The organism is Bradyrhizobium sp. Unk1, from assembly GCF_059512345.1.
The window spans coordinates 157,361-180,333 of record NZ_JCAMOP010000011.1; the positions used below are offsets into that span (position 1 = coordinate 157,361).

Here is a 22,973-nt window from a genome sequence, read left to right on the forward strand (position 1 = left end):
ATGACCCTGCAGATGTGTGAGGAAGCCGCCATGGCCACGATCGCCCTTCAAGCCACGCGTCGCCAGCCCGAGCGACCGACAATGGCCGCGTCCGCGGCGGCGCTTGGGCCGATCGACCCGGATGTCATAAGCACGGCCATCCCCGCCTTCTTCATCGGGCGCAACGGCGCCGGCCTCTGGGTCGCGCGCGAGGCGCATGGGCGCGTCGGCGGTTTGTTCCTGTTCAAGAGCTCCGCGGTCGAATTCGCCAACCGGCAGAGCGGACTCGCAAGCTGCGCGCTGGTGTTTCCCGCCGAGACCTTCGAGCTCGATATCGAGAACCGCGGCAATCCGCTGATTGCGCTGGCGGAGGGTGCGAGGCGGCTCCTGGCCCGTGCGGCGACAAGGCTGCGGACATGATCGAGCTCAAGATCGCCATCCTGGTTGCGGTGCTGGGTGCATTGCTGCTCGGCATGCGCATCACCGCGACCTCGGACAACTAGCATGCAGCTCCTCAAGGGAAATCTGGAGCAGGCGGTCACGACGACGATCCTGACCATGACACTGAGCCTGGTCTGGGGCGCGATCCTGACAATCGTGATCACGCTCGTGGCACGCGGGCTGGGAGTTTAGAACCCGGCAAATCGATGGACCGTGAATTGACCATGGCTGCCTACGCGGCGAGCAGCTGGGTGTGCGGCGCCGTCGCGATGCCCACCTGAGGCCGCGTATCCCCGCGAAAAGATCTGGCCGATCTGGCGCAATTTCACGGAACCGTGTAGAGCGGTTTCATGAGCACAAGCAGCGTCAACGTCGTCGCCCACCCCCTGGTCCAGCACAAGCTCTCCCTCATGCGGGAGAAGGACCGCTCGACCAAGAGTTTTCGCGAGATCCTGAACGAGATCGGGATGCTGCTCGGCTACGAGGTGACGCGCGATCTGCCTTTGGAGCTGGTGGAGATCGAGACGCCGATCTCGCCGATGCGGGCGCCGAAGATCGCCGGCAAGAAGCTCACTCTCGCGCCGATCCTGCGCGCCGGCGTCGGCTTCCTCGACGGCATGCTGGCGCTGATGCCCTCGGCGCGCATCGCCCATATCGGGCTCTACCGCGACCCCGAGACATTGCAGGCGGTGGAATATTACTTCAAGGCGCCGCAGGACCTGTCCGACCGCACCGTGATCCTGATGGACCCGATGCTGGCGACCGGCAACTCGGCCTGCGCCGGCGCCTCCCTGCTCAAGGCGCGCGGCGCCCGCGACATCCGCTTCGTCTGCCTTCTGGCCGCGCCCGAAGGCATCGCGCAGTTCCAGAGCGAGCATCCGGACGTGCCGGTCTGGACCGCCGCGATCGACGAGCGGCTCAACGACCACGGCTACATCGTGCCGGGCCTGGGCGATGCCGGCGACCGGATGTTCGGCACCAAGTAGACAGATTTGCGCGATCGGGTTAGTCCGGTTGCATGAGCGTCAACCAAGTTTCGCTTCAATCGCTGATCGGTGCCGAAGGCGCCGAGCCCGCCTTCGTGTTTGACGGCAGGCCGGTCTCGCGCGCGGAATTCTCCGGGAAGGTCGAGCAGACTGCCGCATGGCTTACGGCGCAAGGCATCGGCCAGGGCGACGAGGTCGCGGTCTGGCTGGTCAACCGGGTCGAATGGATCGCACTGCTGCTCGCCGCCGCCCGCTGTGGTGCGATCGTCGCCGCGGTCAATACCCGCTACCGCAGCGCGGAAGTCGGCCATCTGCTCAAGGTGTCCGGCGCCAGGCTGATGGTGGTCGAGGCCGCGTTCCGCTCGATCGATTTCGCCGCCATCCTCGCCGAGATCAGCAGGGACGAAGTGCCTGCGCTACAAAGGCTCGCGGTGGTCGGCGGGGATGCGATCCCCGCACACTGGCCCTGTGTGCGCTTCGATGCGTTCGAGACGTCCTATCCGCCAGCGCCGCCGGCGCAGGACGATGTCGATCTGCCGGTGCTGCTCTACACGACATCGGGCACGACCAAGGGGCCGAAGCTCGTCGCGCATTCGCAGCGGACGCTCGCCACGCACGCCGCCTCCGTCGCCAAGGCGCTGAAACTCTCGCCACGGCGCCATTCGCTGCTGGCCATGCTGCCGTTCTGCGGCACCTTCGGCATGACCAGCCTGCTCGGCTTCATCGCGGCCGGCGCGACCATCCATGTGCTCGATGCTTTCGAGGCGGCATCAGCGTTGAAGGTCCTTGGCGAACACAAGATCACGCACGCCTTCGGCTCCGACGAGATGTCCCGCCGCATCCTCGCGCTCGCCGATGCGCCACGGCCATTCCCGCATCTCGAGGTCTGCGGCTTCGCCGCGTTCCAGCCCGGCTGGCGTGAGCTCGCCGGGGAGGCCGAGGCGCGTGGCATGCCGCTGTTCGGCCTCTACGGTTCGAGCGAAGTGCAGGCGCTGTTCTCGATCGCCCGCTCCGGTGATGCCTTCGCCGATCGTATCGAAGGCGGCGGCTGGCCGATGTCTCCCGACGCGAGGGTGCGCGTGCGCGATACCGATACCGGGGAGCTAACGGCGCAAGGCGTCTTCGGCGAGATCGAGATCAGCGCGCCCTCGTGCTTCCTTGGCTATTTCAACAACCCGGATGCGACGCGCGATGCGATCACCGCTGACGGCTTCTTCCGCACCGGCGACATCGGCCGGATGCGCGGCGACGGCGCCTTCGTCTACGAGACCCGCGCGGGCGATGCGATGCGGCTCGGCGGCTTCCTGGTTGCGCCCGGCGAGATCGAGGACGAGCTCAAAGCCTGCACGGGGGTTGCCGACGCCCAGGTTGTGGCGATCGATCTTAGGGGTCAGGCGCGCTGCGTCGCCTTTGTGATCCCGGGCAAGGAGCCGCCGCAGCAGGAGATGCTGGTGGCGCGCCTGCGCGAGCGGCTCGCCGGCTACAAGGTGCCGGCACGAATCTATATCGTCGACGCTTTCCCCGTCACCGACAGCGCCAACGGTGTGAAAATCCAGCGCGCCCGGCTTCGCGCCATGGCGATGGAACGGATTGCCGCCGAATAGGCCCGCCTGTTTCAGATAGCTCGCGAGATTCTAGCGCGCGGCGCGAAGCTGCGCCGACAGCGCGTCGCGGTGCCCGGGCGCCGCGATCGCGATCATGCGGCGCGCACGCTCGGCAAGACCGCAGCCGCGCAGCTCTGCGATACCCCATTCGGTCACGATGGCATCGACGTCGGCGCGCGGCGTCGTCACGGTCTCCACATCGGTGACGATGCGGCTGGTCCCGTCGGACGCCGTCGCCGGCAGTGCGATGATCGCCCTGCCCCCGGGCGATGCATTGGCACCGCGCACGAAATCGAGCTGCCCGCCGATGGCGCCGATCGCGACGCCGTTCAGCGTCTCGGAATTCACGCTGCCGTCGAGCCCGACCTGGAGCGCCGAGTTGATCGCGACGAGCCGATTGATCCGCGCCAGCACGTTCTGGCCGTGCGTATAGGACGTCGGCCGCACGGAAACCGCCTCGTTCTCGTCCACGAAACGATAGAGCCGCTTCGTCCCGATCACCTGATTCGTCACCGTGACCCCGGCGTCGATCCCCTTCTCTGCATTGGTCACCGCACCGCGCTCGATCAGGTCGACGACCGCGTCGTTGATCAGGCCGGAATGGATGCCGAGATTGCGCGCATGCGACAGCGAGGACAGGATCGCATCCGGAATCCGGCCCACGCCGAACTGAAGCGTGCTGCCGTCGGCGATCAGGCTCGCCGCATGTGTCGCGATTTTTCGTGAGACGTCATCCAGCGGCGCCGGCGGCAGCTCCACGGGCGGACGGCGAGCGGCGACCCGCAGATGGATCGGTGCGTCCGCAGGCCATTCCGCGCCAAACGTCCAAGGCGCATCCGGATTGATCTCGGCGATGACGACACGCGCGCCCCGTGCGGCATCGATGACATAGTCGTTGGAGAGGCCAGCGCTCAATCGACCATCGCCGGACGCGGCGAGTTGCACCAGCACCACATCCGCGCGATGGCGCCCTGAGGCGAAATCGGCGCAGAAGGCGCTGTAGTTGCTAGAGATCACGTCGAGCCGTCCCGCTTTCGCGAGCCGCCGCGCATTGCCGATCACGCCATAGCTCTGGAACGAGATGTTGGGCGCGCACGCCGCGGAAAACGTGTCGGAGAATATTGGACCGACCATCATGCGGAACGCCGGCAGATGCACGGCTTGCGCGACCAGCGCCTCGGTCAGGGTGACCGGCTCGGCCGTTGCCTGCCCGCACGCGACACGGTCGCCCTCCCGGATCAGGCCGGAGAAGTCGAGGTTCATTGGCGTCCCTGCTAAGCGATCCGCGCGAAGACTAGTAAGACTTTGCCAGTCCGAGCACCTTTTCCGCGATGAAGCTGAGCGCGAGCTGAGGGCTGACCGGCGCGATGCGCGGGATCAGGACCTCGCGCAAATAGCGCTCGACATGGAATTCCTTGGCATAGCCGAAGCCGCCATGGGTCATCACCGCCTGCTCGCAGGCATGGTAGCCGGCTTCGCCTGCGAAATATTTCGCGGCGTTCGCGCCAGCGCCGCAGGGCAAGCCCTTGTCGTATTGCCAGGCCGCCTGCATCACCATCAGCCAGGCGGCCTCGAGCTCGACCCAGTTCACCGCGAGCGGATGCTGGATGCCCTGGTTCTTGCCGATCGGACGGTTGAACACCACGCGCGTCCTGGCGTATTCGGTCGCGCGCGACAGCGCGAGCTTGCCGAGGCCGACCGCCTCCGCGGCGATCAGGATCCGCTCGGGGTTCATGCCTTCGAGGATATACTGGAAGCCCTTGCCCTCTTCGCCGATCCGATCCTCCATCGGGATCTCAAAATCCTCGAAGAACAGCTCGTTGGAATCGACGATCTTGCGGCCCATCTTCTCGATCTCGTGGACCTTGATCTTCTTGCGGTCGAAATCGGTGTAGAAGAGGCTGAGGCCATGGGTTGGCGAGCGCACGTCCTCCAGCGGCGTGGTGCGCGCCAGCAGCAAAATCTTGTGCGCGACCTGCGCGGTCGAGATCCAGACCTTCTGGCCGTTGACGATGTAGCGGTCGTTCTTGGCCACAGCACGCGTCTTGAGCTGCGTCGTGTTGAGGCCGGTGTTGGGCTCGGTGACGGCGAAGCACGCCTTCTCGCGGCCCTCGACCATCGGCGGCAGCATGCGCTTGCGCTGCTCCTCGGTGCCGAACACGACGACGGGATTGAGACCGAACACGTTGATGTGCACCGCAGAGGCACCGGACATGCCGGCGCCGGATTCCGCGATGGCGCGCATCATGATCGCGGCCTCGGTGATGCCGAGCCCCGAGCCGCCATATTCCTCCGGCACACAGATGCCGAGCCAGCCCGCATCGGCCATTGCCTTGTGGAAGTCGTGCGGGAAGCCGCCGTCGTGGTCCTTCTTCAGCCAATAGGCGTCGGGAAAGTCCTCGCAAACTTTTGCGACGGCAGCGCGAATGGCTTCCTGCTGATCGGTGAGCGCGAAATCCATGTTGTTGATCTCCTTCTTGGGAGCCGGGCTCCGATCCTAGCGCCCCATCTGTGAGGGCAGCCAGAGAATGATAGACGGAAACGCCACCAGAATCGCAATTGCGATCAGATGTGCGATGAAATGCGGGAAGGTGCCGTGGAACACTTCCGCCACCGGCCGCTTGGCATAGCGGGCGACGATGAAGCAGTTGAGCCCCACCGGCGGCGTGATCATGCCGACCTCGGCGGTGACGATCTTGATGACGCCGAACCAGATCGGATCGAAGCCGAGCGTCTTGATCAGCGGCAGCACAATCGGCACCGTCAGCACCAGGATTGCGATCTGGTCCATGAACGAGCCGAGCACGATGTAGCCGCACAGGATCAATGTAATGATCACCCAGCGCGAGGCCGGCAGGGACCCGATCCAGGCAACGAGGTCCTGCGTGACATGGGTGAGCGTGAAGAAATAGCCGAAGATCGACGCGCCGACCAGGATCATAATGATCATGCAGGTGCCGTGGCAGGCGCGCAGCAGCGTCGCATAGAGCGATGACGGCGTGATCTTGCCCTTGACGATCGCGAGCAGGAAGGCGCCGAACGCGCCGAAGGCGGAGGCCTCCGTCGGCGTCGCGACGCCGAGATAGATCGTGCCCGTCACGATCGAGAACAGCACCACCATCGGCGAGACCTGCCACAGCAGCGCGAATTTCTCGCGCCACGGTACAGACTTCGCGGCCGGTGCGCGCGAAGGATCCTGCCAGACCAGGAAGTAGATCGTGGCCATGATGGTGAACGTGACCAGGATCGCCGGGATGATGCCGCTGATCAGCAGCTTGCCGATGTTCACTTCGGCCAGCAGGCCAAAGATGACGAGCGCAACGCTGGTCGGCAGCAGCATCGACAGCGTACCGGAGATAGCAACGACGCCTGCGGCCATCTTCGGCTCGTAGCCCTGGCGGATCATCGCGGGCAGGCTGGTCGAGGACAACGTCGCGGCGGAAGCGGTCGAGGTGCCGCAGATCGCGCCAAAACCGGCGCCGGCGAGCGCGGTCGCCATGCCGAGGCCACCGGGGATGCGGCCGACCCAGGCCGAGGCGGTCTTGAACAGATCGTCTGCGACACCCGACAGCAGCACGAGATCCGCCATCAGCAGGAACATTGGAATGGTGATCAGCTCGTAGGACGAGACGGTCGAGAGCGGAGCTGTTTGCAAAATGCCGAGCAGCGTGGGCCATCCGCCAACCATGACGAGGCCGACCGATCCGGAGAAGGCCATGGCAAAGCCGACGGGCGTGCCGAGGGCAAGCAGGCCGAACAGCAGGGCGAGAACGATGAAAGGTGTCATGGATATCGCCCGTTACTCGAAGCTGCGGGCTTCGCCGACGCCGGTCACCGGCGGCAGCGGATAGAGGTCGCGGCCGCTAACGAGGCTCAGCACATTGCCGACGAGCTGCAGCGCCAGCCGCAGCACCAGCACGCCGCAGCCGAACGGCACCAGCGCGGCCGAGATCCAGGTCGGCCAGGGGATCGCGCCGGAGAGGACGTCGTGCTGCTCGTAATTCTCCAGCGCGCGCTCGAAGCCGACCTTGCAGATCAGGATGAACACGAACAGGCCGGCGAGCGCGGTGACGATCTCGGACAGCCGTCGCCCCGTCAGCGAGAAGCGCGACAAGAGGATGTCCACCCCGACATGGACATGCTCACGCAACGCGTCCGACAGCGTGAAGAAGAACACGCCGGCGAGGAGATAGAGCCCGATCAGATCATAGGTGAAGGAGAACGGACTGTTCAGCACATAGCGCATGAACACGTCGGTCACGACAAGCAGCATGATCACGAACATGAACACCATCGCGATGACAGTCAGCGCGCGTTCCAGCGCGCCGAGCACATCTCCTGCCCGTTTGATCACCTCTCACGCCTCCCTGTTGGATGTCGGACTACATGGCGCTACTTGGCGCCGCCAGCGGCGAGCAGATCGTCGAACTCCTTCAGCGCGGCAGACGCCTGCTTGCCGCGGCTGTCGAGCCCGCTTGCCCATTCCTTGCCGACGCCCTTGAGCTTGTCCTTGATCTCGGTGCGCGTCGCCTCCGGCAGCGGATCGAAGCTGATGCCTTCGTCCTGCATTTGCTTCCTGGTGACTTCGCCTTCTTTTTCGACGCCGGCGCAGGCTTGCGGCGTAATCGCCTCCGAAGCCTCGTTCATCGCCTTCTTCACGTCGTCGGGCAGCTTGTCCCAAACCGACTGGTTGATGGAATAGGCGACGATGAAGCTGCCGAAGCTGACGCCTTCGGTGGCGTGCTTGACCAGCTTGTCGAGGCCGTAGGAGACGACGCTGTCGAGCGGGAACAGCAGCCCGTCCATGGTGCCGCGCGACAGCGACTCATAGGCATCGGGCGCCGCCATGCGCACCGGCACAGCGTTGAGCGCACGCAGCGTCAGATCCTGCGCACCGCCCGTGGTGCGCAGCTTCAAGCCCTGCATGTCCTTGGTGGTTTCCACCTTCGACTTGACGGTCCACACCTGGTAGGGCGGCAGCACTACGGCGAGCAGCAGCTTGATCTTGTTCGGCGCGTATTCCTGCTTGGCGAGAATGCCTTCACGCGCGGTCTTCCAATAAGCGAGCGTGCCCTGGCAGCTGGTTGCGAACGCGCCCGGCAATTGCGCGACCTCCGACAGCGGCATCTTGTCGGAGACATAGGACGGCCCGATGTAGCCGATGTCGACCACGCCGGACTGCGTCAGCCGCAGCATGTCGGCCGCCTTGCCGATCTGCTGGTTCGGATAATAGGTGAAGGTCACCGCGCCGTTGGAGCGCCTGGTGACGTCGTCCATCCAGGGCTTCAGCATCAGGCGGACGAGATAGTGACCGGCGGGGAAGCTATCGGCGACCTTCAGCTCCAGCGCCTGCGCCGGCATTGTCGAGACCGGCAGCAAGAGAGCGAGCACGGCTGCGGCCCTGACCAGATTCTTCTTCATGTCGTTCTCCTTGACGCGTCCCCACGCCGAACGCGGCAGCGAACTGCTGCGGCACCGTCCGGCCCTCGCTCTAATTCTTGCTTGAGGAAAATGTACATATAGATGAATTTATCTGTCAAGTATATGAACTATGCATAGAGCTATGCGCCACCGACCGGAGCCGTGGAATTGACATGGCCGCTTTATGAACTCTAACTCCACGTATATGAATTTATGCAACGAGGCCTCATGGGACCGCTCGCCGGCTTCACCATTCTCGACCTGACCTCGGTGCTGATGGGCCCCTATGGCACCCAGGTGCTGGCGGACATGGGCGCCGACGTGATCAAGGTCGAAAGCCCCGAGGGCGACATCGTTCGCCAGATCGGTCCCGGCCGCACGCCCGGCATGGGCGGGATGTTCCTCAATGCCAATCGCGGCAAGCGCAGCATCGTGCTCGACCTGAAGAAGACGGAAGGCCGCGACACCTTGCTGCGGCTGGCGAAGCACGCCAACGCGCTCGTCTACAATGTGCGCCCGCAGGCGATGGCGCGACTCGGCCTCGACTACGAGACACTTCGCGAGATCAACCGCGCGCTCGTCTATGTCGGCGCTTTCGGCTACGGCCAGTCCGGGCCCTATGCCGCAAAGCCCGCCTACGACGATCTGATCCAGGGCGCCGCCACCATTCCGACGCTGCTTGCGGCGGCCGGCGACGGCACGCCGCGCTACGTCCCCGTCACCATCGCCGACCGCATCGTCGGCCTGATGCTGGTCAACGCCATTATGGGCGGGCTGATGCATCAGAGCCGCACCGGCGTCGGTCAGCGCATCGACGTGCCGATGTTCGAATCGATGACGGAGTTCGTGCTGGTCGATCATCTGGGCGGTCTGACCTACGATCCGCCGCTCGACCATGGCGGCTACGCCCGCCTGCTGTCGCGCTATCGCCGCCCCTACAAGACCAGCGACGGCTATCTCTGCGTCCTCATCTATAACGACAAGCACTGGCGCAGCTTTTTTGAGGCGATCGGACAGCCGCATTTCCTCGATCAGCCGCGCTTCGCCAACCATGCGTCGCGGACAAAGCACATCGACGAGATCTATGAGGAGATCGGCCACATCTTCCTCACACGCACCACCGCAGAATGGCGCGATCTGCTCGAGCGCGCCGACATTCCCGTGATGCCGATGCATACGCTGGAAACGATCCTCGAAGATCCGCATCTCCAAGCGATCGATTTCTTCAGGACGGTGGATCATCCCGTCGAAGGCCGTATCCGCCAGATGCGCGTGCCCTCCACCTGGAGCGTGACCCAGCCGGAAGCCGCCGGCCCCGCACCGACGCTCGGCCAGCATGGCCGCGACATTTTGCGCGAGGCCGGTTTCTCGACCGACGAAATCGACCAGCTCGCAGAGCAAAAAGCAGTTCACCTGGCCGCGCCGCCCTAAGGGCAGCGCTGGCCAGGATCGCAGCGATACAGGGAGGGAGACCGCGATGGCCGGACTTTATTTCGAAGACTTTTCCGTGGGCCAGGAGTTCAGGCATCCGCTGACCCGGACGGTCACGGAGATGGACAACACCCTGTTCAGCCTGCTGACGCTCAACCCGCAGCCGCTGCATATCGACGCGCATTTCGCTGAAAAGACCGAGTTCGGCCAGCGCATTTTCAACAGCCTTTACACCCTCGGCATCATGATCGGCATGACGGTCTATGATACGACCATGGGGACCACCGTTGCCAATCTCGGCATGACCGACGTCACGTTTCCAAAACCGGTCTTCCATGGCGACACGTTGCGGGCGACGACGAAGGTGCTTTCGTTGAGGGAATCCAAATCGCGCCCGAGAGCGGGCATCGTCGAGTTCGAGCACCACGCCTTGAACCAGAACGACGAGATCGTCGGCAAATGCCGCCGCACGGCGATGATGCACAAGAGGCCGGTCTGATGCGTTCGATGCTGTTCGTGCCGGGGGATTCCCCGCGCAAATTCGAGAAAGCGAGCGAAGGCAAGGCCGACGCGCTGATCATCGATCTCGAGGATTCCGTCGTCACCGAGAAGAAGCCGGAAGCGCGCGGGCTGACGCTTGCGATGCTGAAGAGCCGCCCCGGCCCGCATCAGCTCTATGTCCGCGTCAACGCACTCGACACCGGCCTGACGCTCACCGATCTCGCCGCGATCATGCCGGGCAAGCCCGACGGCATCGTGCTGCCGAAATCGCAAGGCGGCGATCACGTGCGCCAGGTCGCAACCTGGCTCGAAGCCTTGGAAGCAGCCGCCGGTATCACGGTCGGCGCGACGCGCATCGTCTGCGTGGCGACGGAGACGGCCAGCTCGATCTTCGGCCTCGGCAGCTACAAAGGCTGCTCCCCTCGCCTCGCCGGATTGATGTGGGGCGCGGAGGATCTCTCGGCTTCGCTCGGCGCCACCGAGAAGGCTGCGGGCGGCGTGTTCCACAGCCCCTACCGCCTCGCGCGCGATCTTTGCCTGATGGCGGCGGCCGCGGCCGAAGTCGCGCCGATCGACACCGTCTATACCGACATCGACAACCTCGCCGGCCTCGAGCAGGAAACGCGGGCCGCGCGGCGCGACGGCTTTTCGGCGAAGGCGCTGATTCATCCGAAACATGTCGACGTCGTCAACGCGGCATTCGAGCCGACCGAGGCTGAGCGCACCTGGGCGGAAAACGTGATCGCCGCATTCGCGAGCAATCCGAACTCCGGCACGCTGCGTCTCGACGGCCAGATGATCGACAAGCCGCATCTTCGCGCCGCGAAGAAGATCCTCGGCCAGCCCTAGATCGGAACGCCGCCACCATGATCGTTCGCCAAGCCGCAAACGTCCTGGAGATCATGGAATTCTTCGCGCAAACGAGGAAGCCGGCAACGCTTGCCGAGATCGCCGATCATTTCGGCTGGCCGCGCTCGTCGACCTTCAACCTGCTCGCGACGCTCTCCGAGAAGGGCTACCTCTATGAGCCGCGGCCGCGCGCCGGCTTCTATCCGACGCCGCGCTGGCTGGCGATGGCGCGGATGATCTCCGAGGTCGAGCCGCTGCCACCGTGGACGCATCAGCTGATCGCAGATCTCTCCGCCGAGACCGGCGAGACCGCATCCATCGTGGCGCCGGCCGGTGTGATGGCGGTGTTCATCGACGTCGTCGAATCCCAGGCCGCGATCCGCTATTTCGCGACCATCGGCCACCGCGTGCCGATCCACGCCACCGCCAGCGGCCGCGCCCTGCTGCTGCAATATTCGCAGGACGAGCGCGACTCCGTCTATCGCAAGATCGAGTTCAAGCAATACGGCCCGTCGACGCCGATCAGCATCGAGGCCGTCGAGCTCGAGCTGCGCAATTCGATCGCGCGCGGCTATTGCCAGAGCTTCGCCGATTACAGCCGCGACCTCGCCGGCGCGGCGATCCCGTTGCCGATCGGTGATCGCCGGCTCTCCGTCGTCGTCGCAGGGCCGGAATTTCGCATTGGTCCAAAAGTGCCGGAGGTGGCCGCGCTGATCGCACGGACCGTCGACCGGCTGCGGCCGAAGACAACCGCGGCCTAAAGCCGGAGCCTCATTCGAGTCCCTGAACGGGCGGGGTCGAAGTCTCCGCCGGCGGAGCCGGGGCAGCTTGAACTGGCTGCACCGGGGGCGCGGCTTGAGCCGGCGGATTGCTGGCAGCTCTGATCTGGCCGTTGGCATTCATCGCCTCACGTGCGCGCGGCGGAGCGCCGGTCGCGGCTGCGCGGTAGGCCTCGCGGCGTGGCGGCTGCTGATGTCTTGCCGACCGCGAACCTCTCACGCCCCATGACCTCGCGATTGAAGGACCGGCGGTATAGCCAATCACTGCACCCGCGACCGCACCGACCGGACCAAGCACGACGGCCCCGGACACGGCGCCTATCGCCGCAGCACCAGCGCGCTCCTGCGCAACGGCGCTCGCAGGCACGCCAGCCAGCAGCACGACCGCAGTGATCAAAGCTTTCTTCATCGGAGCGCCTCCCTCTCGGGAGATCACTCTTACTCAAATATGGCCGCACGAGGTTTGTTCGTTGCCCAACACGGGGCAATGGCCGATGGAACTCCGGCAATTCAAAGACCCCCGCCGCCAGTCGGGGTTCCAGCGCAGGCCGACCGGCGCAATAGCGTCGCCTCGGCGCGACCTTGTCGCCCGTAAAACTGTTCCCGTCGAACGCGCGGCCGAACGTACCGTCCGCCTTGGCGATTGCCCACGAGGTCCATGGGCGCGATTTTTCGATGTAAAATCGGCACCTGCTTTCGGCAGTGCCGCATGAGAAGGCGTCAGGACGTGTGTACAAGGCAATGGCTTCGATGGCGCGGGCTGGCTCTCACAGCAGGCGTGACGACGATTGCGTTGTTCGGTGCCGCGACGTTTGCGGTGCACGCCGGCGGCGCCTCCATCGCACCCGCCGAGCTGAAGGCGATCGGCACGATCGATACGCGCTTTCAATCCTACAATATCGAGATGGTGGAGGTGACCGGCGGCCGGTTCTGGAAGCCCTATCCGCGAACAATGCGCGCGCTCGATGAGCGGGATCGTTACGGCGAGAGGCCGCCGATCGATCTTGCCAATGCGCGGCTGCGCAAGCTCGCCGCCGCTTTGGCGCCGGCCTATCTGCGCGTGAGCGGCACCTGGGCCAATGCCACGTTCTTTGCCGACACGGACCATGCACCGGCCAAGCCCCCGCCGGGATTCGACTCTGTGCTCAGCCGTCAACAGTGGCGTGGCGTGATCGACTTCGCGCGCGCAGTCGACGCCGAGATCGTCACCTCCTTCGCGATCAGTCCGGGCAGCCGCGATGCGGATGGCGCGTGGAAGACCGATCAGGCGCAGCGCCTGATCGACACGACGCGTTCGCTGGGTAGCCACATCGCGGCGGCGGAATTCATGAACGAGCCGACGCTTGCGGCGACGAACGGCGCGCCGCCGGGATATGATGCGAAGGCTTATGGGCGCGACTTCAGGATTTTTCGCGAATGGATGCAACGCGCGGCGCCGGAGACGCTGATCGCCGGTCCGGGCTCAGCCGGCGACGCGCCGTCGCCATCCGGGTCTGGCATCACCACGCGCGATCTGCTCGTCGCATCCGCCCGCGGCATCGATCGCTTCTCCTATCATCACTACAACACGCTCTCGCCGCGCTGCGGCGGCCGCGACGATCCGGCGCAGGCGCTCTCCGCGGACTGGCTGGCACGCACCGACGCGACATTCGCGACCTACCGGGCCCTGCGCGACGCATTCGAGCCGGGCAAGCCGATCTGGCTGACGGAGACGGCAAATGCCGCCTGTGGCGGCAATCCATCGGACAAGACGTTTCTCGACACATTCCGCTATCTCGACCAGCACGGACGCCTGGCGAGGGCCGGCGTCCAGGTGGTGATGCACAACACGCTGGCCGCCAGCGACTACGGCCTGCTCGACGAGGGAACGTTCCGTCCGCGGCCGAGCTACTGGGCTGCGCTGCTCTGGCATGGGCTGATGGGAACGATCGTGCTCGACGCGAACCCGGCCGCCGCGCCAGATCTCCATCTCTACGCGCATTGCCATCCGGGCATGCGGGGCGCCGTGTCCGTGCTCGCAATCAACGCGTCGCGGCACGCATCATCGACCCTGACGCTGTCACACCCCGCCGAGCGTTACACGATCCATGCGACGCGGCTGCAAGACGCGACAATTCAGCTGAACGGCAAGACGCTCGCGCTGAGTGCCGATGACGAATTGCCCCGACTTGAGCCGCGCGCAACACCTGCGGGAGCGATCCGGCTTGTGCCGGCGACCGTCACCTTCCTGGCGTTTCCGGACGCAGCAAATCCCGCCTGCCGGTGACCGCGCTTACGACTTGAGCGCGTCGCGCGCCGTCTCCGGCGCCATCAGCGTCGCGATGATCGTGATGACCGACAGCGCGATGATGTAGACCGACACCGCCCAGGACGAGCCGGCCCACGCGAGCAGTGCGGTCGCAATCAGCGGCGAGAAGCCGCCGCTGAGCGCAGCCGCGACGTTGGCGCCGAGCGATGCACCACTGTAGCGCACCTGGGTGCGGAACAGCTCCGGCATGAACGCCGCCTTCGGCCCGAACAGCAGCGCGTGCGTCAGCGTCATCGTGACGACGAGCGCGAAAATGATCAGCGCCGGCTCCCTGGTGTCGAGGAACCAGAACAGCGGAAACGCCAGCGCCACCGAGAACACCCCGCCGGCGAGGTACAGCGCCTTGCGGCCGAAGATGTCGGAGAGCCAGCCCGCGAGCGGCAGCGTCGCGAACTCGACGATCGCGGCATAGACCACCGCGTTCAGGATCACCTGGCGAGGCAAGCCGAGTTTCGTCGTCGCATAGACCACGGTGAAGACGGTGAGGAGATAGGCGAGCCCGACCTCCGACACCGTGATGCCGATCGCGAGCAGAAAACTGCGCCAGTCGCGGCGCAGCACCTCCAGCACCGGCTGCGCCAGCACTTCCTTGCGCTCCACCACTTCCTTGAAGTGCGGCGTCTCCGCGAGCTTGAGCCGCACGATGAAGCCGACCCCGACGAGCAGGATGCTGATCAGGAACGGCACGCGCCAGCCCCAGCTCAGAAAGTCGGCCTCGGGCAGTTGCGTCATCAGGCCGAAGATGCCGGTCGAGGCGGCGACGCCGACCGGAAAGCCGATCTGGACCAGGCTGCCGTAGAAGCCGCGGCGATCACCGGCGTGCTCGATCACCATCACGACCGCGCCGCTCCATTCGCCCCCGAGCCCGATGCCCTGGACGAAGCGCAGGATGATAAGCAGGATCGGCGCCCAGACGCCGATCTGGCTGTAAGTCGGCAGGCAGCCGATCAGAAAGGTGCCGAGCCCCATCGCGATCATGGTCGCGACCAGCATGGTCTTGCGCCCGAGCCGGTCGCCGTAATGCCCGATGATCGCGCCGCCGATCGGACGCGCCACGAAGCCGACCGCATAGGTCGAGAACGCCACCAGCGTTCCGACGAAGGGATCGAAGCTCGGAAAGAACAGCTTGTTGAAGACAAGTGCAGCTGCCGTGCCGTAGATCAGGAAATCGTACCACTCGATCGCGGTGCCGAGCGCGCTTGCCCACACCACATGCGCCGTCGTCGATTTCTCCGCCGCCGCGGAGACTCCCGTTGCTGCCGTCATGCCCTGCCCCAAAAGATTCCGGAGCGCATCATGGCTAATCGTGTGGACGGTTGCAACCTGCGGAGGTGTGATCTCTGTGCGGGATTACAATGCGAGATTTTGCGCGTCGCTGCTCCCGCACTCCGTCATTGCGAGGAGCTCTTGCGACGAAGCAATCCAGGCTGCCTCCGCGGAGAAAGTCTGGATTGCTTCGCTGCGCTCGCAATGACGGGTGTGGCGGCAGTTGCGCGCACGCCTCCGGCAATGTCTCCCGGGCGATCATGGAACTCATCGACCCCTCTTATTAGCCATTGACAAACTCATTCGACAATATCTAATTTGCCCCCAGAATAACCGGCCGCGCCAAGCGGCCAATAAGAGAGGGATCGACGATGAGAGGGCTTTTGGCCTGCACCATGCTTGCGGCCATGACTTCGGCTGCCATGACCACGGTCGCTAGCGCGCAAGTCTCCGATGACGCGGTGCGGATCGGCGTGCTGACGGATCTGTCGAGCTGGGGCCGCGACAACAGCGGGCCGGGATCGGTCGAGGCGGCCAAGATGGCGGTGGAGGAGTTCGGGCTGACCGTGCTCGGCAAGCCGATCGAGATCATCAGCGCCGACCACCAGATGAAGACCGATGTCGGCGTGCAGATCGTGCGCGGCTGGTTCGACAACGGCAAGGTCGACGCCGTCGTCGACATCCCCAACTCCGGCATCGCGATCGCCGTGCACAACATGGTGCGCGAGCGCAACAAGATCGCGCTGCTCTCCGGCCCCGGGGCGAGCTCGCTGACCGACGAGCTGTGCAGCCCGAACACCGTGCACTTCACCTACGATACCTACGCGCTGTCCAAGGTGACGGCCTCCGCCGTGATCAAGGAAGGCGGCAAGTCCTGGTACTTCATCACCGCGGACTACGCCTTCGGCCAGCAGCTCGAGAAGGACGCCACGCGGTTCATCAACGAGATGGGTGGCAAGGTGCTCGGCGGCGTGAAGCATCCGACCAACACAGCCGACTTCTCCTCCTTTGCGCTCCAGGCGCAGAGCTCGAAATCCGACGTGGTCGCCTTCGCCAATGCGGGCCAGGACACCGACAACGCGATCAAGCAGTCCGGCGAGTTCGGCCTGGTCCAGGGCGGCCAGAAGCTCGTCGGCCTCCTGATGTTCGACACCGACGTGCATGCGGTCGGCCTCAAGGCCGCGCAGGGCACCTACATGACGACGGCGTCGTACTGGAACATGGACGAGGCGACCCGCGCCTGGTCCAGGAAATTCTACGAGCGCACCAAGGTGATGCCGACCATGATCCAGACCGGCGTCTACGGTTCGGTGCTGCATTATCTGAAAGGCATCAAGGCCGCCGGCACCGACGATCCCGCCAAGGTGATGGCCAAGATGCGCGAGCTGCCGATCGAGGATACCTTCGTCCATGGCGGCAAATTGCGCGAGGACGGCCGCGTCATCCGCGACATGTATCTCGCCAAGGTGAAATCGCCCGAGCAGTCCAAGGAGCCGTGGGACTATCTGGAGATCGTCAAGACCGTGAAGGGCGAGGACGCCTTCCGCCCGGTCTCCGAATCCAAATGTCCGCTGCTGAAGAAATGAGGCCCGCATGACCGGCAACGAGCGCAACGCAATTGAGACTTACGAGTGCGATGTGCTCGTGGCCGGATCGGGTGCCTCCGGCATGTCGGCCGCGATCACCGCTAGATATCGCGGCCTCGACGTGCTGATCGTCGAGAAGGAGCCGCGCTTCGGCGGCACCACCGCGCGCTCCGGCGGCTGGCTCTGGATCCCCGGCACCTCGCTGGCGAAGGCCTACGGAATCGAGGAGACGCCGGAGCAAGCCCGCACGTACTTGCGCCATGAGGCCGGCAACAACTTTGACGCCGCGCGGGTCGATGCATTCCTGAGTGCGGGTCCGGAGGCGGTCGACTTCTTCACCACCAGGACCGCGCTGCGCTTCGACATGCCGCTGGTGTTTCCCGACTATCACGCCGAAGCGCCGGGCGGGGCGCAGGGCGGCCGCTCCATGGTGACGCGCCCGTTCGACGGCCGCGAGCTCGGCGACCAGATCAAGACGCTGGGCATGCCGCTGCCTGAGCTGACCGTGTTCGGCATGATGCTCGGCTCCGGCAAGGAGATCATCCATTTCATGCGCGTGACCAAATCGCTGACCTCGGCCGCCTATGTCGCCAAGCGACTGTCGCGCCATTTGATGGACGTGCTGCGCTATGGCCGCGGCATGACCTTGACCAACGGCAATGCTCTCGCCGGGCGCCTCGCAAAATCCGCGCAGGACCTGAAGATACCGATGTGGCTGTCCTCGCCGGTGCGCGAGCTGACGGTCGAGAACGGCGCGGTGACCGGCGCCATCGTCACCCGCGAAGGCCGCGAGGTGCGCGTCCGCGCGCGGCAGGGCGTCGTGCTCGCCTGTGGCGGCTTCCCGCATGACGTGGAACGCCGCAAGAAGATGTTTCCACACGCACCGACCGGCCATGAGCATTATTCGCCCGGACCGACCGGCAACACCGGCGACGGACTGCGCCTTGCAGAAAGCGCCGGCGGACATGTCGAGGATCGCCTGCCGAACGCGGCGGCCTGGGTGCCGGTATCGGTGACCAAGCGCAAGGATGGTTCGAGCGGCGTGATGCCGCATTTCATCGACCGCGCCAAACCTGGCGTGATCGCGGTGATGCGGGACGGCAAGCGCTTTGCCAATGAGGGCAATTCCTATCACGACTTCGTCCAGGCCATGATCAAGGCCGCAAAGCCCGGCGAAGAGATCGCGGCATATCTCGTCTGCGATCACCCGACGCTACGCAAATACGGCCTCGGCTGTGTGCCGCCGTTCCCGATGCCGCTCGGTCATCACCTCGATACCGGCTATCTCATGCGCGGCGACACGCTGGAGGCGCTGGCGGCAAAGGCCGGCATCGATGCGACGGCGTTCACCGAGACGGTCAAGCAATTCAATGCGACTGCGCCGCAAGGGCACGACGCCGCCTTCGGCAAAGGTTCAAAAGCCTATAACCGGTATCAGGGCGACGCCATGCACGGCCCGAACCCCTGCATCGCGCCGATCGAGAACGGTCCGTTCTACGCCATCAAGATGGTGATCGGCGATCTCGGCACCTATGCCGGCATCGTCACCGACGAGAACGCGCGGGCGCTGGACGCCGAAGGCCGGGTGATTCCCGGGCTCTATGCCGCCGGCAACGACATGGCGAGCATCATGGGCGGCAATTATCCCGGTGCCGGCATCACGCTTGGGCCGGCGCTGACCTTCGGTTACATTGCCGGCCGTCATCTCGCCGACAGCGCCGCCAAGCGCAACGCGGCGTAAGCCACGCGCCAGGAGACGCATGAAGAGAGAAAGCCGCGGCATCCAGTCGATCGAGGTCGGCGGAGAATTGCTCCGCGCGCTCGCGAGATGCGGCGAGCCGATGATGCTGCGCGATCTCGCGCGCGAGGCCGGCATGACGCCGGCCAAGGCGCATCCCTATCTCGCCAGCTTCTCCCGCATCGGGCTGATCGAGCAGGACGAGACCACTGGCCGCTACGAGATCGGCGCGCTGGCGCTGGAGCTCGGCCTGATCAGCCTGCGCCGTCTCTCCGGCGTGCGCATCGCGCGTCCGAAGATCGCAGGCCTCGCGAGCCAGATCGGCCATGCCGTCTCGCTCGCGGTCTGGGGCACCCACGGCCCGACCGTGGTGCAGCTCGAAGAGCCGGGCCAGCCCGTGCACATCGTGATGCGCGCCGGCTCGGTGATGGCGCTGCTGGAAACCGCGACCGGCCGCGCCTTTGCAGCCTTCCTGCCGGAGAAGACCATCAACGCCGCGCTCGAAAGCGGTCTCGACCGTCATGGCGTCGGCTACAATCCGAAGCGCGCGATGAAAGGCGCGAAGGTCGCCGAGATGCTCACGGAGGTCCGCAAGCACGGCCTCGCCCGCGCGCTCGGCGATCCCCTGCCCGGCGTCAATGCATTCTCGGCACCGGTGTTCGACCATTCCGGCCATGTCGCGCTGGTGATCACCGCGATGGGGCCTGAAGGCACGTTCGATGCGCGCTGGGACAGCCCGATCGCCCATGCCCTGCGCGACTGCGCCGGCGGCATCTCGAAGCGGCTGGGTTATGGGATGACGATTGCGGCGGAGTGATCGCCGCTAAAGCGGCGCGATCTTCACCTCTTCCGCAGAAATCGATCCGCTGTCGACGACCAACGCGACCGCGCCGCCGTTAAGGCGGAGATCGTCCGCATCCTGCACGCTGAACAGCTTCTTGCCGTCGACATAGGCTTCGATGTCGCTGCCGGACACACGCAGCTCGATCTTGTACTTCCGGTCAAGCTGCCAGGGAAAACGTTCACTGGCGAGCACGTTCTCGTCATGCACGCGCTTGATCAAGCGGACGCGGCCGCCATCGGCGCGGTCGAACATCAGTGCATAATAGCGCTCGCGGCCCTGTACGCGCGCGGCGAGGCCCCAAGCGCTCGCCAGCAGCGGCATGATCTCGGACGTCACGCGATAATCCTTCCAGTCGCGCGAGCCCTGCGCGATGAAGCCGATCCCGTCGCCGTTGGTGACGCGCAGCCCTTCCCAGCGGGTCTGGAACTGGCTGACATTGTTGACCCAGGCGTGCTTCCACATCGTGCTGAGATTGTTGTCCGGCCGCTTCAGAACGGTGTCGGCCGCACCGCCCCAGGTCAGATAGTCCAGATACAACGTGCCATCTGCGCCGAGCGGATCGCGCGTCTCGATCTCGGCGCCGATCTCGAAGATCGGATAGGCGCCTGTCTCCGGTACCTGCCAGCTCAGCACGACCTCGCAGCCGCCGGTCAGCTCCTGCGCGTCGCTATAGATCTGCACCAGCTCGTCGCGCTCGTCATAGACGCTGGCGAACAACCGCACCGCGACGGTGCCACTGTCCGTTTCAGACTCCAGCCGGCATTCGACGCGCTGGCCCGAATACAGCGTCGGACAGGACACCAGCTGATAGGTCGGCATGGTGAACACCTCCTTGTCGAAAAAGGTGGGGCTCGCGATTCGTGCGACGCGGCCGGGCGCCAGGCGGCGGAAGTCGATCGCGAGACTGCGCTCACCGGTCCGGCTGTGGCCGGCGACGTTGCTGATCCCGACCTCGTGCAGCCGCGCCGGCGCGCCACCCTTGGCGTGGAAGCCTTGCAGGCTGCCCGGGAAATTGAAATTGAAGCGCGCACCATTCTTGGCCACGGCCAGTGCGGGCGCGCCCGCCAGCGCCAGCCCTGCCGCGACCAGCGATTGCGTCTCGATGACCGCATCGGTAATCGCAGCGCCGCCATCAGCGGTCGAGATGTACATGCGGTCGGCAATCGGCGTGCGGAAATCCGGCCCGGCATCGAGGCCGGCCACTCCAGTGCGGATGCCGAACAGGCAGCCGACATTGCCGGCGTTGCAGTCGGTGTCCCAGCCCGCGGTGTTGGCGATGCGCATCGCCTCCTGAAAACTGTTCTCGCCGTAGAGCGTCGCCAGGATGATCAGCGCGTGGTTGGGCACGACGTGGCAATTGCCGAGGAATTTGTCGTAGCCATAACGTTCGGCGATCAGCGCGCGGGTCCGCTCCCAGTCGTTGCTGTTGTCGCCGGCGTGCCAGTCGCGGACGTCGTTGACGACGCGCCGGATCAGCGCGTCCTTCGGCACGAAGGAAAGACCTGTGTCGATCAGCTTCTGCACGTCGCGCTCGACGAAAGCCTGCGCCTCCATCGCTGCGAGCAGCTTTGCGGCATGCACGGACTCGCCGTCATGGCTGACGCGCCCGGCCTGGTCGGCGAGATAGGCGGCCTGCTCGGGATTGCCGGGGCTCACCATCGCCCAGCCGTCGATGAAGATCTGTGCGCCGATCTGCTCGGCCACTGTCGTGCCGTTCAGCTCGATCGAGCCGCTCTGCGGCGCGGGGATGCCGGCCTTCAGGCGGAGATAAGCGGTGTGCTCGGTCGAATTGCCGATGCCGCCCCACCACAGCACCGCGCGCTCCTCGACGATGTAGTTCAGCCAGGCTTGGCCAACCTGCTTGGCGGTCAGGCGCTTCGGATAGCCGTTGTCGGCGAGCGCGCGCGGAAACGCAAAGGTGCCGGAGACGTCGTCGTCAGTGACGACGAGATGATGCGAGCGCAACGCGACGTCACGGCGCTCGTTGACGTAATAATTGATCGGCCCGAGCTCCTGCATGATGCGCTCATAGGTCCAGCCCTCGAAGGGCCGGCCGAGATAGACGCCGATGAGCTTGCCGAGCACGCCGGCATAGACGCGCTCGGCGTAGTCATGAGGAATAGCGGTCACTTGTTCACTCCCACGTTCAATTGCTTGGCTCGCCGATCAGACCGACGAGCGTTTCATGATCTCGAATTTCAATTCATGGCTCTTGCCCGGGGGCTCGAGCCCGCCCGGCTGCAACCGCCTGACCAGCGTTTCCGCAGCGAGCGCGCCGAGGTCGAACTCCGGCTGCCGCACCGTGGTGAGGCCGAGCAGCTTTGCGACCGGAATGTCGTCGAAGCCGGCGATCGCGATGTCACCGGGAATCGAGAGCCCGGCGCTGCGCGCCGCTTCCATCGCGCCGAGCGCCAGGACGTCGCTGGCGCCGAACACAGCGGTCGGGCGCTCGCCCTTGCGTTCGAGCAGCCGCTTCATCGCGCGCGCGCCGGATTCCTCCGAATAGGCGCTATCGGTGATGAAATCGGGCGTTAGCCCCGCCTCCCGCATCACCGCGCCGTAGCCCTGTGCGCGGCGCTGGCTCGGGCCGAACTCGGCCTGGATCATGGCGATGCGGCGATGCCCGCGCGCGATTAGAAGCCGCGTCATCTCGGCGGCCGCTTCCGCGTTGTCGATATAGACGCTGTCGATCGCGAGCGGCCCGTCCGGCTTGTGCTGGCTTTCCAACCGCACCAGCGGAATGCCCTTGCGCGCGAGCACAGCAAGCTGCGGCGCGCGCAGGTGGAAGAATGTCGCGACCACGCCGTCGGCACGGCCCTGCAACAGCCAGTCGATGGCGCGCGCCTCGCGCTCGGGCCGTCCGTCCGTGTCGAAGATCAGCACGTCATAGCCGGCCGGTGCCGCAACCGCCTGCAACCCGCGTACGAGACCGGGATAGAACGGGTTGGTGATATCCGGGATGACACAGGCGAACGTCATGGTCCGCGCGCTGCGCAGCATCCGCGCCGGATGGTTCGGCCGGTAGCCCAGCCCCTCCGCGACTTCGAGAATGCGCGTACGCGTCGCCGGCGGGACCGACGGCGTCTCCGCCTTGTTCAGGACGAGCGATACCGCGGCCTGCGAAACGCCGGCCGCGAGCGCGATATCCTTCTGCGTGGGGCGGGCCGGCGCCGCTTTGTCGCGCCCCTTCCCCCGCTTCGTCCTCGTTGTTGACGTCGCCATTTCGCTTAGTTATACGTA

The 22,973-nt window shown here is 65.3% G+C and carries 21 protein-coding genes; 12 read left to right on the plus strand and 9 right to left on the minus strand.

Annotated elements, in window-relative coordinates:
- The 4 genes from AC5ZFO_RS16310 (at window position 1) to AC5ZFO_RS16325 (ending at window position 3,010) form a co-directional block, all read left to right on the plus strand.
- The gene (locus tag AC5ZFO_RS16310; protein ID WP_282522951.1) at window positions 1–399 is read left to right on the plus strand and encodes a hypothetical protein; all 399 of its coding nucleotides are present in this window, start codon (window positions 1–3) and stop codon (window positions 397–399) included.
- Window positions 400–483: 84 nt separating this feature from the next.
- A complete protein-coding gene (locus AC5ZFO_RS16315) occupies window positions 484–612 on the plus strand; it encodes a hypothetical protein (protein ID WP_014492765.1) in 129 nt (42 codons plus the stop codon).
- A gap of 158 nt (window positions 613–770) precedes the next feature.
- The gene (gene upp / locus AC5ZFO_RS16320) at window positions 771–1,406 is read left to right on the plus strand and encodes a uracil phosphoribosyltransferase (RefSeq protein ID WP_014492764.1); all 636 of its coding nucleotides are present in this window, start codon (window positions 771–773) and stop codon (window positions 1,404–1,406) included.
- A gap of 32 nt (window positions 1,407–1,438) precedes the next feature.
- Complete coding sequence (locus tag AC5ZFO_RS16325; RefSeq protein WP_496122230.1) at window positions 1,439–3,010, plus strand: AMP-binding protein; 1,572 nt, start codon at window positions 1,439–1,441, stop codon at window positions 3,008–3,010.
- Window positions 3,011–3,040: 30 nt separating this feature from the next.
- Here the strand turns inward: AC5ZFO_RS16325 and AC5ZFO_RS16330 are convergent, their stop codons facing one another.
- Genes AC5ZFO_RS16330 through AC5ZFO_RS16350 form a run of 5 tightly spaced genes read right to left on the minus strand, consistent with a single transcriptional unit; the run spans window position 3,041 to window position 8,431 of the window.
- The gene (locus AC5ZFO_RS16330; protein ID WP_282522953.1) at window positions 3,041–4,273 is read right to left on the minus strand and encodes an acetyl-CoA hydrolase/transferase family protein; all 1,233 of its coding nucleotides are present in this window, start codon (window positions 4,271–4,273) and stop codon (window positions 3,041–3,043) included.
- Window positions 4,274–4,304: 31 nt separating this feature from the next.
- Window positions 4,305–5,471 carry an acyl-CoA dehydrogenase family protein gene (locus AC5ZFO_RS16335; RefSeq protein ID WP_282522954.1) on the minus strand — a complete coding sequence of 389 codons (1,167 nt, stop codon included), beginning with the start codon at window positions 5,469–5,471 and terminating at the stop codon, window positions 4,305–4,307.
- A 36-nt stretch (window positions 5,472–5,507) separates the two neighbouring features.
- Complete coding sequence (locus AC5ZFO_RS16340; RefSeq protein WP_282522955.1) at window positions 5,508–6,797, minus strand: TRAP transporter large permease; 1,290 nt, start codon at window positions 6,795–6,797, stop codon at window positions 5,508–5,510.
- A gap of 12 nt (window positions 6,798–6,809) precedes the next feature.
- Window positions 6,810–7,364, minus strand: coding sequence for a TRAP transporter small permease (locus AC5ZFO_RS16345; RefSeq protein ID WP_282522956.1), 555 nt, complete (start codon window positions 7,362–7,364; stop codon window positions 6,810–6,812).
- A 38-nt stretch (window positions 7,365–7,402) separates the two neighbouring features.
- Window positions 7,403–8,431: a TRAP transporter substrate-binding protein gene (locus tag AC5ZFO_RS16350; protein WP_282522957.1), complete on the minus strand. Its 1,029-nt coding sequence runs from the start codon at window positions 8,429–8,431 to the stop codon at window positions 7,403–7,405.
- A 228-nt stretch (window positions 8,432–8,659) separates the two neighbouring features.
- On the opposite strand from AC5ZFO_RS16350, the gene AC5ZFO_RS16355 reads away from it, so the two are divergent.
- From AC5ZFO_RS16355 to AC5ZFO_RS16370, 4 genes are read left to right on the plus strand one after another with little or no spacing between them, the layout of a single operon-like run.
- Window positions 8,660–9,862, plus strand: a complete 1,203-nt coding sequence (locus tag AC5ZFO_RS16355; RefSeq protein ID WP_282522958.1) for a CaiB/BaiF CoA transferase family protein — start codon at window positions 8,660–8,662, stop codon at window positions 9,860–9,862.
- A 46-nt stretch (window positions 9,863–9,908) separates the two neighbouring features.
- Complete coding sequence (locus AC5ZFO_RS16360) at window positions 9,909–10,361, plus strand: MaoC family dehydratase (protein WP_282522959.1); 453 nt, start codon at window positions 9,909–9,911, stop codon at window positions 10,359–10,361.
- Window positions 10,361–11,212 carry an HpcH/HpaI aldolase/citrate lyase family protein gene (locus AC5ZFO_RS16365; RefSeq protein WP_282522960.1) on the plus strand — a complete coding sequence of 284 codons (852 nt, stop codon included), beginning with the start codon at window positions 10,361–10,363 and terminating at the stop codon, window positions 11,210–11,212. The genes AC5ZFO_RS16360 and AC5ZFO_RS16365 overlap by 1 nt, the downstream gene beginning before the upstream one ends.
- Before the next feature lie 17 nt (window positions 11,213–11,229).
- Window positions 11,230–11,973 (plus strand): IclR family transcriptional regulator, encoded by a 744-nt coding sequence (locus tag AC5ZFO_RS16370; RefSeq protein WP_282522961.1) that lies wholly within the window; start codon window positions 11,230–11,232, stop codon window positions 11,971–11,973.
- Window positions 11,974–11,983: 10 nt separating this feature from the next.
- Here AC5ZFO_RS16370 and AC5ZFO_RS16375 read toward each other — a convergent pair whose 3' ends face one another.
- A complete protein-coding gene (locus AC5ZFO_RS16375; protein WP_282522962.1) occupies window positions 11,984–12,400 on the minus strand; it encodes a hypothetical protein in 417 nt (138 codons plus the stop codon).
- Window positions 12,401–12,769: 369 nt separating this feature from the next.
- Between AC5ZFO_RS16375 and AC5ZFO_RS16380 the strand changes: the two genes are divergently transcribed.
- Window positions 12,770–14,257 carry a glycosyl hydrolase family 79 N-terminal domain-containing protein gene (locus AC5ZFO_RS16380; RefSeq protein WP_496122231.1) on the plus strand — a complete coding sequence of 496 codons (1,488 nt, stop codon included), beginning with the start codon at window positions 12,770–12,772 and terminating at the stop codon, window positions 14,255–14,257.
- A 6-nt stretch (window positions 14,258–14,263) separates the two neighbouring features.
- Here AC5ZFO_RS16380 and AC5ZFO_RS16385 read toward each other — a convergent pair whose 3' ends face one another.
- Window positions 14,264–15,565 (minus strand): MFS transporter, encoded by a 1,302-nt coding sequence (locus AC5ZFO_RS16385; RefSeq protein ID WP_496122232.1) that lies wholly within the window; start codon window positions 15,563–15,565, stop codon window positions 14,264–14,266.
- A gap of 371 nt (window positions 15,566–15,936) precedes the next feature.
- Between AC5ZFO_RS16385 and AC5ZFO_RS16390 the strand changes: the two genes are divergently transcribed.
- The 3 genes from AC5ZFO_RS16390 to AC5ZFO_RS16400 are packed head-to-tail and all read left to right on the plus strand — an operon-like array spanning window position 15,937 to window position 19,706.
- Window positions 15,937–17,151 carry an ABC transporter substrate-binding protein gene (locus AC5ZFO_RS16390; RefSeq protein ID WP_496122233.1) on the plus strand — a complete coding sequence of 405 codons (1,215 nt, stop codon included), beginning with the start codon at window positions 15,937–15,939 and terminating at the stop codon, window positions 17,149–17,151.
- Between the two features lie 7 nt (window positions 17,152–17,158).
- Window positions 17,159–18,892: an FAD-dependent oxidoreductase gene (locus AC5ZFO_RS16395; protein WP_282522966.1), complete on the plus strand. Its 1,734-nt coding sequence runs from the start codon at window positions 17,159–17,161 to the stop codon at window positions 18,890–18,892.
- Between the two features lie 19 nt (window positions 18,893–18,911).
- The gene (locus AC5ZFO_RS16400; protein ID WP_282522967.1) at window positions 18,912–19,706 is read left to right on the plus strand and encodes an IclR family transcriptional regulator; all 795 of its coding nucleotides are present in this window, start codon (window positions 18,912–18,914) and stop codon (window positions 19,704–19,706) included.
- 6 nt (window positions 19,707–19,712) lie between these two features.
- Here the strand turns inward: AC5ZFO_RS16400 and AC5ZFO_RS16405 are convergent, their stop codons facing one another.
- Window positions 19,713–21,863, minus strand: a complete 2,151-nt coding sequence (locus tag AC5ZFO_RS16405; protein WP_282522968.1) for an ADP-ribosylglycohydrolase family protein — start codon at window positions 21,861–21,863, stop codon at window positions 19,713–19,715.
- Window positions 21,864–21,899: 36 nt separating this feature from the next.
- On the minus strand, window positions 21,900–22,955 hold the full coding sequence (locus AC5ZFO_RS16410; RefSeq protein ID WP_282522969.1) for a LacI family DNA-binding transcriptional regulator: 1,056 nt from the start codon (window positions 22,953–22,955) through the stop codon (window positions 21,900–21,902).
- Window positions 22,956–22,973: the final 18 nt, after the last annotated feature.